Annotated in this window: 12 protein-coding genes; 11 read left to right on the top strand and 1 reads right to left on the bottom strand. The window is 52.8% G+C overall.

Annotated elements, in window-relative coordinates; translation table 11 throughout:
- Positions 1–49 precede the first annotated feature (49 nt).
- The 10 genes from tenA (at position 50) to MYS68_RS21035 (ending at position 13,902) form a co-directional block, all read left to right on the top strand.
- Entirely contained in the window at positions 50–715 is a 666-nt protein-coding gene (gene tenA, locus MYS68_RS21080; RefSeq protein WP_248927734.1) for a thiaminase II, read from the top strand.
- Between the two features lie 1,262 nt (positions 716–1,977).
- Positions 1,978–2,577: a TetR/AcrR family transcriptional regulator gene (locus tag MYS68_RS21075; RefSeq protein ID WP_248927733.1), complete on the top strand. Its 600-nt coding sequence runs from the start codon at positions 1,978–1,980 to the stop codon at positions 2,575–2,577.
- A gap of 67 nt (positions 2,578–2,644) precedes the next feature.
- Positions 2,645–3,853 (top strand): MFS transporter, encoded by a 1,209-nt coding sequence (locus tag MYS68_RS21070; RefSeq protein WP_248927732.1) that lies wholly within the window; start codon positions 2,645–2,647, stop codon positions 3,851–3,853.
- Positions 3,854–3,951: 98 nt separating this feature from the next.
- Positions 3,952–4,380, top strand: coding sequence for a VOC family protein (locus MYS68_RS21065; protein ID WP_248927731.1), 429 nt, complete (start codon positions 3,952–3,954; stop codon positions 4,378–4,380).
- A 175-nt stretch (positions 4,381–4,555) separates the two neighbouring features.
- Positions 4,556–5,887: an extracellular solute-binding protein gene (locus tag MYS68_RS21060; protein ID WP_248927730.1), complete on the top strand. Its 1,332-nt coding sequence runs from the start codon at positions 4,556–4,558 to the stop codon at positions 5,885–5,887.
- Between the two features lie 71 nt (positions 5,888–5,958).
- Positions 5,959–6,834, top strand: a complete 876-nt coding sequence (locus MYS68_RS21055) for a carbohydrate ABC transporter permease (RefSeq protein WP_248930974.1) — start codon at positions 5,959–5,961, stop codon at positions 6,832–6,834.
- A 27-nt stretch (positions 6,835–6,861) separates the two neighbouring features.
- On the top strand, positions 6,862–7,740 hold the full coding sequence (locus tag MYS68_RS21050) for a carbohydrate ABC transporter permease (RefSeq protein ID WP_248930973.1): 879 nt from the start codon (positions 6,862–6,864) through the stop codon (positions 7,738–7,740).
- A 295-nt stretch (positions 7,741–8,035) separates the two neighbouring features.
- Entirely contained in the window at positions 8,036–9,811 is a 1,776-nt protein-coding gene (locus MYS68_RS21045; RefSeq protein ID WP_248927729.1) for a sensor histidine kinase, read from the top strand.
- Entirely contained in the window at positions 9,789–11,366 is a 1,578-nt protein-coding gene (locus MYS68_RS21040; RefSeq protein ID WP_248927728.1) for a response regulator transcription factor, read from the top strand. The genes MYS68_RS21045 and MYS68_RS21040 overlap by 23 nt, the downstream gene beginning before the upstream one ends.
- A gap of 22 nt (positions 11,367–11,388) precedes the next feature.
- Positions 11,389–13,902, top strand: coding sequence for a beta-mannosidase (locus tag MYS68_RS21035; protein ID WP_248927727.1), 2,514 nt, complete (start codon positions 11,389–11,391; stop codon positions 13,900–13,902).
- 296 nt (positions 13,903–14,198) lie between these two features.
- On the opposite strand, the gene MYS68_RS21030 is transcribed toward MYS68_RS21035, so the two are convergent.
- Positions 14,199–14,846 carry an HAD family hydrolase gene (locus tag MYS68_RS21030; protein ID WP_248927726.1) on the bottom strand — a complete coding sequence of 216 codons (648 nt, stop codon included), beginning with the start codon at positions 14,844–14,846 and terminating at the stop codon, positions 14,199–14,201.
- Between the two features lie 154 nt (positions 14,847–15,000).
- On the opposite strand from MYS68_RS21030, the gene MYS68_RS21025 reads away from it, so the two are divergent.
- Positions 15,001–15,960 carry a LacI family DNA-binding transcriptional regulator gene (locus MYS68_RS21025; protein WP_248927725.1) on the top strand — a complete coding sequence of 320 codons (960 nt, stop codon included), beginning with the start codon at positions 15,001–15,003 and terminating at the stop codon, positions 15,958–15,960.
- Positions 15,961–16,022: the final 62 nt, after the last annotated feature.

Genomic DNA, 16,022 nt, shown 5'->3' with positions numbered 1-16,022 from the left:
GTGCCGAAACCGGCTCGCTCCGCAAAACAATTTTAGGAGGTATTGGTCCATGAAATTTTCCGATCAGCTGCGCAAGGAAGCGGATGCCGTATGGCAGGCGAGCTTCGACCACCCGTTTGTCACAGGCATCGCCGACGGCTCCTTGCCTTTATCCAGCTTCAGGCATTATGTGCTGAACGACGCTTATTATTTAAGCCAGTTTGCCAAAGTTCAAGCGCTCGGTGCGGCCAAGGCGAGCGATCTGTTCACCTCGGGCCGGATGGCCGCCCATGTGCAGGGCACCTACAACGCCGAGCTGGCGCTGCATGAGAAGTTCGCGAAGCTGCTTGACATCACCGAGGAAGAGCGCAGAGCCTTCGAGCCATCTCCTTCGTCGTACGCCTACACTTCGCATCTGTATCGCGCCGCATACACCGGGCATCTCGGCGATATTATCGCTGCGATATTGCCCTGCTATTGGCTGTATTACGAGATCGGCGAGCGGCTGAAGGGGGCGACGCCGGAGGAGCCGATTTACCGCGAATGGATTGCCGCCTACGGCGGAGAATGGTTCCGCGAGCTCGTTCAGGAGCAGATCGACCGGCTCGACGAGATTGCCGCGCAAGTATCGGAGGCGGACCGCGAGCGGATGAAGTCGCATTTTATGATCAGCAGCCGTTATGAGCTGATGTTTTGGGAGATGGCCTACACGCTGGAAAAATGGCCTGTGGCCTGACTCTCCTCTCGAAGAACTCCCCGCCGGGGGTTCTTTTTTGTTGGCCGACGATGCGGGCGAACCCTGATTCGCCCGCACGCAGGATCGGGGCTGCGACCCGAACGCTGTTCGCATGTAACGGTTGTGACAGAGCTTATTTCGCACGAAATGCTCATTTTCAAATTCTTACGGTTGAGAGCGAGCCTATTTAAAGGATTATCCGATAAAAGATCGGCATATGGCCCAAATAACCTCAACCAGACCCGTTACAATTTTAAAATCGGCAAAATCCCCGCAATAACCTTTGTGGCAACCGTTAGAAATTTGATCGCATCCGACTCACTTTATCTCCGGTAGCGGGTGAAGGATGCCTTCAGCCCTGCCCTTGGCTTTTGCTCCTTCGGTTCTGGATGCTTCATCACGCAGGAATTTCAGCCGGGCTTCGTACTCCATTCGAGTTTGAGCGTCCTGACATACCACGCACGTGAATGTTCAGTAACGAGCAATCATAGGATGCACGAGAACAGCACATCTACGCACAGGGGGCGGTAACCTTAATGGCGGCTTCATTCCCGGTACTAGATAAAAATAGTACTATCCGGCCTGGAAAAACCTTTTAAAATGGAGGTTAGAAGATCATTCGACGACTGGAATTGGGGATAGACCGCCGTGGAAAAAGAGGAGCGTATACTCAGGCTTAGGCAGGTTGAAACGGATTGTTACCGGATATGTTTCTATTTGCTGCAGTGCGAGAAAAAGGCGTGCGCTGCGGCGCAGCATGCCTTGAGCAGTCTGTTTGGCTGCGACGCCTTTTTTGGCTCGGATCCTAGGCGGGTCCATGACATGCTTCGCGAGCAATCCGTAAAATCCGCCCTCCGAATCATGCAGGAAGCTGGACATCCGGTTGATCCATACGTTGAACGACGAGCCCCTAAGTAACTTGATTCGCGACGCTTTTGCGGCAGCCCGTTTTTCCCAACAGAAACCACTTTAAAATCATTCCAACGATTCGTTTTAGCGTGTAGTTGAATCGGATCCTCATCTTGCGACCTAAACGGACAATGCTTGAACCCTCCTTATTCGTTCCCCCCCTTGTGGCGAACAACCGGCAAGAGTATTACTTTTGAAATGATCGGCCAAGTTCCGGGTTATTCGCTTTTGACACAATAACGAATGTTTGCAATGATTGCTCCAATCGCCTATAATACTGAATAAATGTTCAGTATTATTTTTCGAACTTTTCTCTTAATCAATCTATCATCCGGAAAAGCGGTGAAGATGACGTGAATAAAAAGAAACAGCAAACCGAGCAAACGAAGAAGAAAATCGCCGATGCTGCAAGAGCTTTATTCGCTCAAAAAGGCTATAAAGCAACATCCATAGAAGATATTGTGAAAGCGACCGGGTGCAGCGCAGGCAACATCTATTATCATTTCAAAAACAAGGAAGGGCTTTTTGTATATTTGCTTGAAGAGTGGAACACGGAATGGGATAAAACATGGCTGGCCAAAGAAACGCTGTACCCCACCACGACCGATAAATTATACGGCATGGCCGAACAATTGGCGTTCGATCAACTAAATCATCCATTGACCAAGGCCGCTGACGAGTTTTTCAACAACTCGGAGAAAGCCCCGGATGTGGGGGAGCGAATTAATGAAATGGTCGAAGGTTATCTTAACTTTAATAGGCGGCTGCTCCAGCGGGGGATCGATAGCCATGAATTCGAAATTACCAATGTTAACGGGCTGGCCATTATTTTGGACAGTCTGATGCTTGGTTTGAATCAGCATAGCCGGAGAATGGAAAGAGAGGAAGCGCTGGAAACTTATCGATTGGCTGTAGATGTGTTTCTGCATGGCATTGTCCGGCGAACCCGCTAGCCTTTTTTTTACCACAATCCTGAATGAATATTCAGTATTTTTTTGAACCAACATGGAGGAATAAATAATGGAATTATTATCAAAAAATCGCGGAGCCTTACCGATTCTCATGTTCAATCTATTTCTGGTCTTCTCGGGGATCGGACTTGTCATTCCCATTATGCCCAAGTTTATGGAGAACTTGGGCATAACCGGGGGGATTGTCGGCCTGCTCGTGGCGGCTTTTTCACTCATGCAGCTTCTTTGTTCGCCGTTGGCCGGCCGCCTGACCGATTCCTTCGGCAGAAAAAAGATGATTGTCATCGGCTTGTTCGTGTTCGCTTTCTCCGAATGGCTGTTTGGGATGGCAGGCTCATCCGGCCTGTTGTTTGTTTCCAGGCTGCTCGGAGGCATTAGTGCCGCCATGATTATGCCGGCCGTGATGGCTTATGCGGCGGATATTACGACGAAGGAAGAACGGGCGGCGGGGATGGGCTACATTAACGCGGCTATTACGACAGGTTTTATTATCGGACCGGGCATTGGCGGATACATTGCCGATTTTGGTATTCGTGTTCCCTTTTACGCCGCGGCGGTTGCGGGGATTTTCGCGGCATGCATCACTCTTTCTATTCTTCGGGAATCGCTCCCTTCCAAAGAGAATACAGCCGCTGCTCCATCCGGCGGAGCGGAACGGAGCGGTTTTCTCTCGCAGCTGAAGAACGCCTATAAAGAGCCGTATTTTTTAAGCTTGATCATCGTTTTTGTCATGTCGTTTGGCGTTGCGAATTTTGAAACGGTCTTCGGACTGTTTGTGGATCAGAAGTTTGGGTTTGATACCAAAGATATCGCCTTTATCATTACGTTCGGGTCGATAGCCGGCGCTGTGGTTCAGGCTACGGCCTTCAGCTGGATATTGAAGCGCTTCGGGGAGCGGCGTATCATATCGCTCTGCTTGCTCTTTGCCGGTTTGTTTATTTTGCTGACGCTTTTTGTTCATAAATTCTGGATGATTTTTGCCGTCACCTTCATCGTTTTTTTGGCCATCGATATTTTACGGCCGGCCGTCAGCACGCAAATGTCGATGGTGGCTAAAGATCAGCAAGGTTATGTCGCCGGCTTAAACTCCGCCTTTACCAGTCTCGGCAATATTGCGGGTCCAATCGTTGCCGGTTTTTTATTTGATTTGAACGTTAACTATCCGTATACGATGGCATGCATGGTATTGTTTATTTGTTTCGTTTTATCGGTAAAAGGGAAAAAGAACAATTTGCAGGATGCGAGTATGGTCTCCTGAGAAGCTTGTTTGAAAAACACTGACATACAGTTGTCAGCGGCGGCCCCTTACAATAAGAATAGAAAACCGATAAACAATTTCTTGGGAGGAAATCGAATATGAGCAAGCAGCAAACGTTACGGGGATTTGCAACCATCAATTACTGGGCGGATAATATAGGGGAGGCCATGGCGTGGTACTCGGAGCTGCTCGGCATTGCGCCTTACTTTGAGCGCTCGGGACCGGACGGTCAACCGGTTTATGCCGAGTTTCGCCTGGGAGACTACCAGCACGAGCTGGGGCTGATCGATCGCCGTTTCGCTCCCGCACGCGCGGCGGCCGGCCCCGGCGGCGCCGTCATGTACTGGCATGTGGACGATGTCGAAGCGACTTTTAACAAATTGAAGTCCATGGGAGCCGAAGAGTACGAGCCGATCATCCATCGGGGAGCGGGATTCATCACGGCTTCCGTCATCGATCCGTTCGGCAACGTGCTCGGTATTATGTATAACCCGCATTATTTGGAGATATTGAATTCCGAAAGGTAATTCCACCGCGCACCTTGCCCCCGGGCAGGGTGTTTTTTTCGTCCGATGGGAACCCTGAAAGTAATCATCGACATCATACGATATTTTTCTACCCTACTGCTTTGTTTTTTCCCTTATTGCTGCCCGCCCGGACTTTGTACAATGAAAACATAAATAAAAAGGGAGGTTACACAGCATGAAAAAAGTGTACAAGCTTGGATTGGCATCGGTAATGACCGCTTCCCTTCTCGCCGGATGTGCCGGCGGAGAGCAGGCGGCTGACAATAACGGAAACGCTGCAGGCGGCAAAAATGAACCGGTCACGCTGACGGTATGGCATAACTGGACGGGAACGGACGCGAAAGCGACGGCGATGCGGAAAATTTTGGATGACTTCCAGGCTGCGCATCCCGACATCAAGCTGGAAATCGAAGGACTTCCTACGGACGGCCTGAAAACCCGCTTGAAAACGGTGGCGGCAGCCAACGAAATGCCGGATCTGTTCGTCATGTGGCCGGATGCGATGACGAAGGAGTTCGTGAAAGGCGACCTGCTTCAGCCGATCGACGATTTCCTGAACAGCAAGCCGGAGTGGAAAAACAACTTCATCCCGAACGCGCTTGACGGATACACGGTTGACGGAAAAATCTACTCCGTGCCGATGAACCTCGCGCCAAGCTCTTTCATCTATTACAACCAGGCGATTTTTGATAAATACGGCGTAAAGGTGCCGAAAACGTGGGACGAGCTGAAAGCGGCGATCGATACTTTCAATAAAAACGGCGTGACGCCGATCGCTCTCGGCAACAAGGCGAACTGGGTTGTCCAGTCGACGATTTTCAGCACGATCGGCGACCGCGTGACCGGAACGGACTGGTTCCTGAAAGCAGTTAACCAGGACGGCGCGAAATTTACCGATCCGGAGTTCATTAAAGCTCTGAACGTGCTGAAGGATCTCGGCGATTCGAAAGCGTTCCAGGACGGCTACAACAGCATCGATGAAAACCAGATGATGCAGCTTTACTTCCAAGGCAAGTCCGCGATGTTCATCGACGGCGGCTGGGCGCTGGCGAACCTGGTGAAAAACGCGCCGAAGGAAGTGCTTGACGTGACGCATCTGGCGATTTTGCCGACCATTGACGGCGGCAAAGGCAATGCGCAGTCGACCTCCGGCGTCGTCGGCACCGGCATGGGCATGAGCAAGAAAGTGACCGGCGCGAAGAAAGAGGCGGCTCAGCAGCTGCTGTACGCATTGTCCGGTCCGGACGGCCAGAAGGCGACGCTGGAGAGCAGCACGCTTGTCAGCTACAAGATCGATCTGGACAAATCGAAAGCTCATCCATTGTTCGTCGAGCTGAACGAGCTGATGAAAAATACGAAGATCAGTCCGGTCTACGATTCCAAATTAAGCTCCGCCGCGGTGGAAGCGATCAACAACGGCCTTCAGGAGCTTTTGATGGGCGGCAAACCTGAGGACGTCGCGAAGAAAGTTCAAGACGCGCAGGCGGCGGCCATCGGCAAGAAATAATCCAATCGGTGAAAATGTGAAAAAGCCCTCCCTCGCGGAGGGCTGATTACTTGGAAAGGAAGTGAAGGATGATGAACGCCAGGGCTATCCGCCGTTTTACGGTGCTCGGCTTGCTGCCGTCGGTCGCTATTTATTTACTGTTCGTGTTCGTACCGGTGATTTGGTCCGCATATTACGGATTTTTCGATTGGAAAGGGATCGGTGCCGCCAAATTCATCGGCATCGACAACTATGTGGAAGTATTCCACGATCCGGTATTTTGGCGGGCGCTGAAAAACAACGTCATCTTCGTGCTCGCATCGGTTTTCGGTCAAGTGCCGATCGCGCTTATTCTCGCCATCGTTTTGCACAAAAACACGCTGCTGCAGCGATTCCTGCGATCCGCGGTGTTCATTCCGATGGTGCTCTCCACGGTGGTCATCGGGATGATTTGGCAGTACATTTATCATCCGCAAATCGGCATCCTGAACTTTCTTTTGGACAGAATCGGCCTCGGAAGCTGGAAGCTGCAGTGGCTGTCCGACCCGAACATCGCGATTTTCTCGATGGTGCCTCCGCTCGTTTGGAGCTTCGTCGGGCTGTATCTGATCATTTTCGTATCGGCCTTTCAAAATATTCCCGGGGACATTCACGATGCGGCGCTCATTGACGGGGCTTCCGGCGCGAGAAAGCTGATCTCGATCACGCTGCCGATGATTTGGAGCACCATTCAGGTGGCGATCGTTCTTTGTATCTCCGGCAGTTTGAAATCGTTCGACCTCGTTTACGTCATGACGAAGGGCGGCCCGGCGCATGCGACGGAGCTGCTCGCGACCTATATGTACAATTCCACGTTTTCGTCGTACCGGTACGGCTACGGAAGCGCGATTTCCACTTCCATCATTTTGCTCAGCCTGCTGTTTATCGGCACGAGCCAATGGCTGATGACCAAAAAATCGACCGCCTAAGGCGCATGGGAAAGGAGGCTTTTCATGATGGAAAAGGCAGCGGCAGCTTTTAGAGAAACACCAACACATAAATGGAAGCTGAATGTGATAAAATGTAGGCGATTCCTGTTTTGGGCTTGTTTAACCGTGTACGGTCTCTTGACGCTTTATCCGTTATTTTGGCTGTTTATAAGCGCGTTTAAAACGAACGCGGAATTTATTAACCGCCCCTTCAGCCTGCCGGAGGTATGGCAGTTTGAAAACTTTGCGCGGGCGTGGAAAAGCTCGAAGATGGGCGTGGCCTTCACGAATTCGGTGATCGTGTCTTTGCTTTCGCTTGTTCTAACTTTGTTCGTTTCGGCGCTGGCCGCCTATGTGCTGGCGAGGTTCAAGTTTAAAGGAAAAGGCTGGATTTTGGGCTTTTTCGTCGTCGGCATGCTCATTCCGATTCACAGCACCTTGGTGCCGCTGTTTATTTTGATGAAGCAATTGTCGATGCTCAACACCTATTGGGCGCTTGTCCTGCCGTATACCGCGTTTGCTCTGCCGACCGCGATTTTTGTGCTTACCGCTTATTTAAGCTCGGTGCCCAAAGAGATCGAAGAAGCGGCGTTTATCGACGGAACGGGGCTTTGGGGCGTGTTTCTGCGGGTGATGCTGCCGATCTCGCTGCCTGCGCTGTCGACGGTGACGATTTTAAGCTTCCTGCATTTTTGGAACGATTTCTCGTTCGCTTTGGTGTTTATCAGCAAAACAAGCCTGAAGACGTTACCGCTCAGCATCGCCACGTTCGCCGACGGCTACCAGACGGATTACAGCCTGACGCTGGCGGCGATGACGATTGCGGTCATCCCGACCATTCTCGTCTACCTGATGTTCCAGGAGCAGGTGATGAAAGGCATGACCGCCGGCGCGGTGAAAGGTTGATTATTTATTTTTTATTTATTTAAAAGCGTGTTTAAAAAGGGGGAGTGGTGAAAAGAGCGGAATGGACGGATTCGTGCTGGAGAAGCGCCAGCGGTCGCCTTTGTCCTCGGATTTACAAGTGGTGCGGCTTCTTAGTTAAGGGGTCCCCGCAAAGTAGTCGGACTAAGCTGCGAAGATTTGCTTCACTTTGTGGGGCAGAGGAGCGATCGGAAGCACGATCCGGGACATGGAGCGGATATTTTCACCACATACCCAGCCTTTTTAAACACGCCGATCGCGCAGGGGGATTGTTCACATGTGGGGATGGATCGGACGTTCATTACGGCGAAAGCTGTCTATAATCATGTTGGCCAGCTCCCTGGTCCCCCTGCTCTTTCTGGGGGGCTTTGCGTTTGTCATCTCCTCGAAAATCACCGAGGACAGCACGAACCGGGCCGGGATCGACACGCTGCGGCAAATGGAAGGCAGCCTGCGGTTTATGCTGCAGGACATCCAGAACATGTCGATATTTCTGATCGGGCAGCAGGATATACAGCGATTTATGGTCAGGCCGGACGAAGACATGGCGGAACGGACGCGGATCAGCGGCATGCTGGCCAACCTGAGCAGCTCGAAAAACTACATTGCGGACATTTCCATCGTTCCGGCAAACGGCATTTCGGCCATATCGAGCACGACGGTCTACGAATCTTCGCTGGCCGCCCAGGTCGATCTCCGTACGGTGACGGACAAAATGTGGACGGGGCTTTACCGGATGACGACATATGCCGGCGAAATTCATGCGCTGTCGTTCATACGCCCGCTGCGCAGCACGGACAATTACACGCAAACGCTCGGCTGGATCGTCATCAGCCTTGACGAGAAAATGATTTCCCGGCTTTGGTCAAACCCGAACGCGGGTTTCCAGCAGGGTAAGGTGGCTCTGCTTAGCGAAGGCGGGGTTATTCTCTCATCCACGGAGAAGATTTGGCTGAACCGGCCGTTTCCCACGTTATTTTCCGCAGACTGGCCCTTAAGTTCGGCGGAATACGGGGTCACGACGCAAGGGGAAGGCCGGATGAAAAACAGCATCCTGTATTACCGGGAGCCTTTGACCGGGTGGACGCTGGTCGACGTCGTACCCTACGAGCAGTACCGGGTGCAGAACAGGTACATTTTGCAGCTGACGGTGGCGGCGGTCGGGCTTTCCGTCGTCGTTACGGCGGGGCTGATTCTGTTTCTGATCCGGCGGGTAACGAATCCGCTTGCCGTACTCGCGCGACTGCTCGGCAAAGTGAACCCGGACGAACCGCTGCCTCATTATACGGCGAATTCCTCCGACGAAATCGGCAGGCTGACGGAAAGCTACAACAAGCTGGGCGATCATATCGAAAACCTGAAGACGCAGCTCATCCGCAATGAAGCCTTGAAAAAAGAAGCGGACATGCGAGCGCTGCAGGCGCAAATCAATCCGCATTTTCTGTACAATACGCTTTCTTCGATCCATTGGATCGCGCTGATGTCCGAGGAAAAAAAGATCGCCGACATGGTCGGCGCTTTGAGCGATTTTCTGCGCTTCAGCCTGAACAAAGGCAAGGAGTTTTGCCCGGTCCACCAGGAAATTGCGCATATAAAAAACTACGCGCAGGTGCAGTCGATCCGTTTCCCGGATCAGTTTGACGTCGATTTTGCCGTCGACCCCGAGCTGCAGGACAAGCTGATGCTGAAGCTGCTGCTTCAGCCGCTGGTGGAAAATGCGATGATTCACGGCGTTCAGAAAAAGGAAGGCAAAGGCACGATCGCGATCTACGTTCAGAAAAAGGATGGCCAGATGTCCTTTCTGGTCATGGATAACGGCATCGGCATGACAGGGGAGCAGCTGCAGGCGATCCGCGCCAGTCTGAATCCGCGGGAAGGCGAGGAGCTGACGGAGAGCGTCAGCTACGGGCTCCGCAACGTGCATCAGCGGCTTACGCTGCATTACGGGCCGGAGGCGGGACTGCATATCGAAAGCCGGCCGAACGCGGGGACGAGGGTTTCGTTTTCGATCCCTTTTTTGGAGGTAAGCGATGAGAATCATGATCGTGGATGACGAGGTGATCATCCGGACCGGACTCGCCAAGGTGATCAAATGGAACGAGCTGGGACTCGAGCTTCTCGAGCCGGCGGCTTCCGCGGAGGAAGCGCTGCGGCGCATTCCGGAGGAGCGTCCGAACATTTTGCTGACGGATATCCGGATGACGGGGAAAACCGGGCTTCAGCTTGCGGAAGAGGCGAAGCAGATTTTGCCGGATCTGGAAGTGATCATCCTTTCGGGTTATGACGATTTTACGTATACCCAGAAGGCGATCCGCCAAGGCGTCAGCGATTATTTGCTGAAAACGAGCCGTCCGGAGGAGATCATCAAAACGGTGCTGCTCGCCAAGCAGCGGATCGAGGAGAAATGGGCGCTCAGCAGCCAGGATCTGTTCAAAAACAAAGAGGCGCGAAACCGGCTCTTCGAGCGTTTGGTCATCGAAGGCGATGCTTCCGTGCCGGGCACCGGCAATGCGACCGCTTATTTGCCCAAGCTGTTTTCCGGCGAGCGCGGCGGGGAAGACGCGTTTTTGGTGATGCTCGTTGCGGCTGAAGGCTGGAACGACTCGCCCGCTTCGGAAGCGCTGCTGCTTTTTGCCGTGGAAAATATGCTCGGGGACCTGTTCTGCTGCGAATCGCTGATCCAACGGCAGCGCGTCGTCATGGCCGTACGCGCGACGGATTGGAGCACGGACGACATGCGCCGGCAGTTTGCTTTTCAAAAAATCGAGCGGCTGCTCAAATGCGAATTGTTCGTCGCCGCCGGTCTGCGGGTCGACCGCCCGGATAAGCTGCACGAATCGTATGAAGCGGCGGACGAGGCGTTTGGCTATAAGGCGCTGTCGGGAGATAAGCTTTGCTTCTACGAGGATATCGCCAAGCGGAAGGGCGGGAAAACCGTCTGCACCTATGAGGAAGAGCTTGAGCTTTCATCCATCATGCTCGACGATGATCCGGTTGCGCTAAAAGGGTGGACGATGGAATTTATGCGGCAGCTGCTCGCGGATCCCGAGGTGACGCGCAAGTCGCTGGAGGCGGCGGTGCAATCGGTCGTCATCGCGGCCCATCGCTGGCTGGAGCGGGTGCTCGAATCGACCGGCCACGCCGACAAAATCGAGGAAACCGCAGGCGAGCTGCGCGGTCGGCTGGCGGAATTTTCGAAGGAAGCGCTGTTTCAGTATCTGTACTCGGTGATGAAGCTGTACCATCAGAAGCTGGGCGAAGGGCCGGCTGCGCACGTGCAGAAGGCGATGGCTTACATCGAGGAAAACCTCGAAAACGACGTGTCGCTGCCGCAGGTGGCGAAGCATGTGCATCTTCATCCGAACCATTTGAGCGAAATTTTCAAAAAGGAAACCGGCATGACGTTCGTCGATTTCGTAGCGCGGCAAAAAATCCGCAGAGCGATGCAAATCCTTGCGGTGTCGCCGGCGAAAATCAGCGAAGTGGCGGCGAAGGTCGGGTACGAGGACGTGAAATATTTCGGGCAAATTTTCAAGAAATATACGGGAAAAACGCCGAGCGAATACCGCGAGGACGCCGCTTTGAGCGACGGAGCGAATAAGGGCTAACAAGACAAAGGGGAGAATACGGATGGAACTGACAGGCTTATGGAGATTGCAGCATTTCGACGTCGGGCAGGCAAAACCGCTGGAAGTGGCGGCTCCAGGGCTGGACGACCGCTTCTGGATGACCGCCCGCGTTCCGGGCGATGTACATTCCGCGCTCATCGAACGTAATATTATCGAAAATCCGTATTTCGGACACAATGACATCAAATGCCGTTGGATCGAGCAAAAGGAATGGTGGTACCGCGTTCAGTTCGATTACGACCTGGAAGCCGGCAGTGGAGAGAAGCACGAGCTCATATTCGAAGGGCTGGATACGTTTGCGACGATTTATGTAAACGGGCTCGAAATCGGCACGACGGACAATGCGCTGATGGGCCATTCCTTTGACGTCACCAAGGTGCTGCGCCGCGGCAAAAACACGATCGCCGTCAAGTTCGACCCGCTGCACCTGCACAACCGCGACAAGGAGCAGTTCCAATGGTCTTCCTATACGAAGGAGCGCCCCTGGATCCGTAAAGCGGCGATGAACTTCGGCTGGGACTGGGGTCCGCGGCTCGTAACCGTCGGCATTTGGGGCAAGGTGCGCATCGAACGGAAGCGCCTGGCGAAGCTGAACCACGTGTTTGCGAGAACCGTCTCGATCGGCGAAAAAGAAGCGGTAGTTCAGGTCGACGTGGATGCGGCCGCGTTCCGCAAGGAGTACAAGCGGGAGTGCGAGGTGCGCCTTGTATCGGCAAGCGGGGAGACCGCGGCTGTCGAACGCGGCGCTATGACGGGCAGAACCGGCAGCTTTACGTTAAAAGTGGCCGATCCGAAGCTGTGGTGGACTCACGATCTGGGCGAGCCTTACCTTTACCGGTTGGAGGTCGTGCTTTTTGCGGAAGGGGAAGAAGTTGACAGCTATGTGCATGCCTTCGGCATCCGCACGATTGAGCTGCAGTTGAAGGACGAGCAGGGGAACAATGCTTTCGCGTTTTTGCTTAACGGGGTGAAGCTGTTCGCCAAAGGCGCCAACTGGATTCCCGTGGACAACATGATCGGAGCCGCGTCGGACCAGCGTTACCGCGATCTGATCTCGCTTTCTGTTGACGGCAGCATGAACATGCTGCGAGTGTGGGCCGGAGGCATTTATGAAAAAGATGTGTTTTACGACGAATGCGACAAGCAGGGCGTGCTCGTTTGGCAGGATTTTGCGTTCGCCAATGCGCTGTTCCCGGACTTCAACCGCAATTTCATGGACAATGTGCGCAGGGAAGTCGAATACAATGTCAAACGTCTGCGCAATCATGCATCGCTTGCGCTGTGGTGCGGCAATAACGAGATCGATTGGCTGTACGACATGAAAACGTCCGGCGGCGACATCACCTGCCCGTTTTACGGGGAAGGCATCTATCACGAGCTTATTCCGGAGGTGCTGGAGGAGCTCGACGACAGCCGCGCATATTGGCCGTCCTCGCCGTACGGCGGCAACGACGCCAACGACCCGGATGTGGGTGACCGCCACAACTGGCAGGTTTGGCACGGTTCCGTCTATCCGCGGAAGTTCGGCGAAGCTCCGCTGCTCGACTACAGCATGAAGGGCGTCACTTTTAAAAACTACAAGAAAGACTTCACTTTGTTCAGCAGCGAATTCGGCATGCATGCATCGGCGAACCGCTATACGCTGGAGAAAAATATTCCGGCCGGCGAGTTTTACTGGGGCAGCGTCGAAATGGCTTACCGCAACAAAGATACGAACCATCAGAAAGGCATCCTGCTGATGGAGGATTACACCGGCATTCCGCGCGATATCGAGGAATACGTGAATTTCTCGATGCTGACGCAAGCGGAAGGACTCAAATTCGGCATCGAGCATTACCGCCGCAACAAAAAAAGAACGAGCGGCTCGCTCATCTGGCAGTTGAACGACAGCTGGCCGGGCACGAGCTGGTCGATGATCGACTATGAGCTGCTGCCGAAAGCGTCGTTCTTCTACGCGAAGAAGTTTTATCACCCGATGCTGCTTTCTCTGGACATCACACCGGGAGAAACGGTTTCCATCTGGGTTGTGAACGACAAGCTCGAGTCGTACCGGGGGCAAGTCCGGTTAAGCGTGTATGACCTTTTCGGAGCCGAGGTGTTCGCGACCTCGTCCGCCGTGGATGTGCCGGCCAATGCGGCCGTGAACGTAGGCGAGCTGCGCGAGCGGGACATCCTGGGCGGCCGCAAGCCGGAGGAGGTGCTGGTCCGCTTGACCGCCGAAGGCTGGGACGCGCCGATGAATCAATATTTCCTGCGCGATCAGAAGGATCTGCCGATGCCTGCCGCCAAGCTGCAGGTGGAAGCGGATGAAGCTGCGCAGACGGTCACGGTGACGGCAAGCGAAGCGGTGGCGCGTATGGTCAAGCTCGACCTGCCGAAGGGCAATGTGCGCTTCAGCGACAACTTCTTCGATTTGCTGCCGGGGGAAAGCATGACGGTACGGATCGGCAGCCCGGACGGCAAACCGGTACCATTCGCGGGACTGCGCGTATCGGCCATCAACGTGAGCAAGTGAACGCGCAGCAAGCGCAAATGAAGAAAGGCGTCCAGTCCCTTCCGAGGGGCGGGCGCCTTTTTTTCTAACACGGTAGCTGCAACTTCCGTCTTGACTTGGAGCGCGGTCATAACGCACGAGAAACGGAATGAAGCGGGAGAGAACTGCATGCTGATCCGCCAAACGACAGACCGATCTGTATGAAAAATCATAAAAGGGCCACAGCAGACTGCCTCCCGGCCAACCTGCCGCAGCCACCAATCCCGCGTTTTATTAGTTTGGGATCATTGGAGATTCGTTCCATGACCCGCCATCGTCTATTGAACAGCTTGCTCCATGTATTGTTTAAAATCTTCTATTGTCAAAAACAGTCTGTCGGGTTGAAAAGAGCGCAGCAGTTCCGGATCGGCGGTTTCCGCCCATGCGGCGGATACAACTGGAACCCCGGCTTCTCTCGACGCTTCGATATCGCTTGGGGCATCTCCTACATACAAGCTTTCCTCAGGTGTAATTCCGAGCTGACTCAACACGCTTCGAATCCCCTGCACTTTTCTCGGCCCTAGCGGAGATCCGGTTTCAATCACGTCAAAATAGGAGCGAATGTCAAATATGTCTAACGTCATTTCTGTGCTCCGCCAGCCCTTTCCGGTAACTAAAGCCAACCGTACGTTCCTATCCTTCGCATAGTCAAGCACCTCTGTCATACCCTCGAACGGAGCGGAGCACATCGCATGCATATCGCGGTAATGCCTTAAATAATCCTCAATTCCCCGCTCGTATTGAGCCGGAATCAAAGCTCGAACAGTTCCTTCTTCGGAAGGGCCGAAGGTAGCGATAATTTCCTTATCGCTCAGCACCCTGCCGGCCAGCGGTTCGATCGCCTTCTTAAATGCAGCGATACACAGCGGCAATGTATTTCCAATCGTACCGTCCAGATCAAAAATGATACATTTCGTTTTGTTCATCCTCTTTCGATTCCTTTCCATATTGCACGCGCGGCCAAAACGTTGATTTGCAAGCTTGCAAAATAAATCTAATGTATGGAATGCATTTCATGTCAAGCACTTTAACTGCTATACTAGAGACAATTTTTATGTGGTTTGAAAGGAAGAGAGGATCATGGCGAATATTAAAGATATCGCGAAATTAGCCGGAGTGTCGGTTACGACGGTATCGAGAGTAATTAATCGTCACCCTTACGTAAGCGATGAAAAAAAAGAAGCCGTTTTACGCGCCATGGAGCAGACGAATTATGTGCGGAATATCAACGCCGTTCATTTAATCAAAGGAAAAACCAATCTGATCGGCGTCGTAGTTCCCTCCATAAAGAGGCCCTATTTCGGTCTTGTCGTGGAGGGCATAGCTGACGAAGCATTGAAAGGCAATTACAGGTTGGTTTTGATTCAAACCAACTACGAAGAAAGCCGCGAGCTGGAAGCTTTGATGATGTTAAAGCTCAAACAAATCGATGCCCTGATTATTTGTTCCAAAATCAGCGATTGGGAAATCGTAGAGGAGTACGGAGCTTACGGCCCGGTTATTGTATTTGAAGATGCGAGAGGCACAAACGTATCGTCGATTTTTATCGACCACTACAAAAGTTTTATGGAAGCGTTGGCTTATTTGAGCGGAAAGGGCCATCGTAAAATCGGTTACTGCCTGGCCAGAAAGTCTGGCACAAGCAGTAAGCAAAGGGAAGCGGCTTACAGAGATTTTTTGAAAAATGCGGGCGAGCCATTCGATCCGAGCTGCATATTTTATGACGCCGTTCATTTTGAGGATGGCGAGTGGATCGTGCAGCGATTGACGACGATGCAAAATCCCCCGACCGCGCTTCTCGTTACGAGCGACCAGGTTGCCGCCGGAATTCTGGCCTGCTGCAACGAACGAAAGATCGGGGTGCCGTCCAAACTTGCCATCGTCAGTTTCGATAACCAACCGATAGCTAAAATTTTGAATATTACCACTTTCGAAATTCCTTTGGTGGACATCGGAAGAAGTTTGTTCCTTCAAGCCATTAACGGTAATTTCTATCAAAAAGAGATACCGGTTAAGTTAATTGAACGGTTAACAGTTTGAACCTCTCACGACTAAAGTCGCGAGATTCCTGCGCTAAACGCTCCAACGAGCGAAGTCAAGCA

The sequence above is a fragment of the Paenibacillus hamazuiensis genome, from assembly GCF_023276405.1.
Lineage (GTDB): Bacteria > Bacillota > Bacilli > Paenibacillales > NBRC-103111 > Paenibacillus_AF > Paenibacillus_AF hamazuiensis.
Note: the sequence above shows the minus strand (reverse complement) of the source record. Positions and strands in the feature narration are given on the sequence as shown.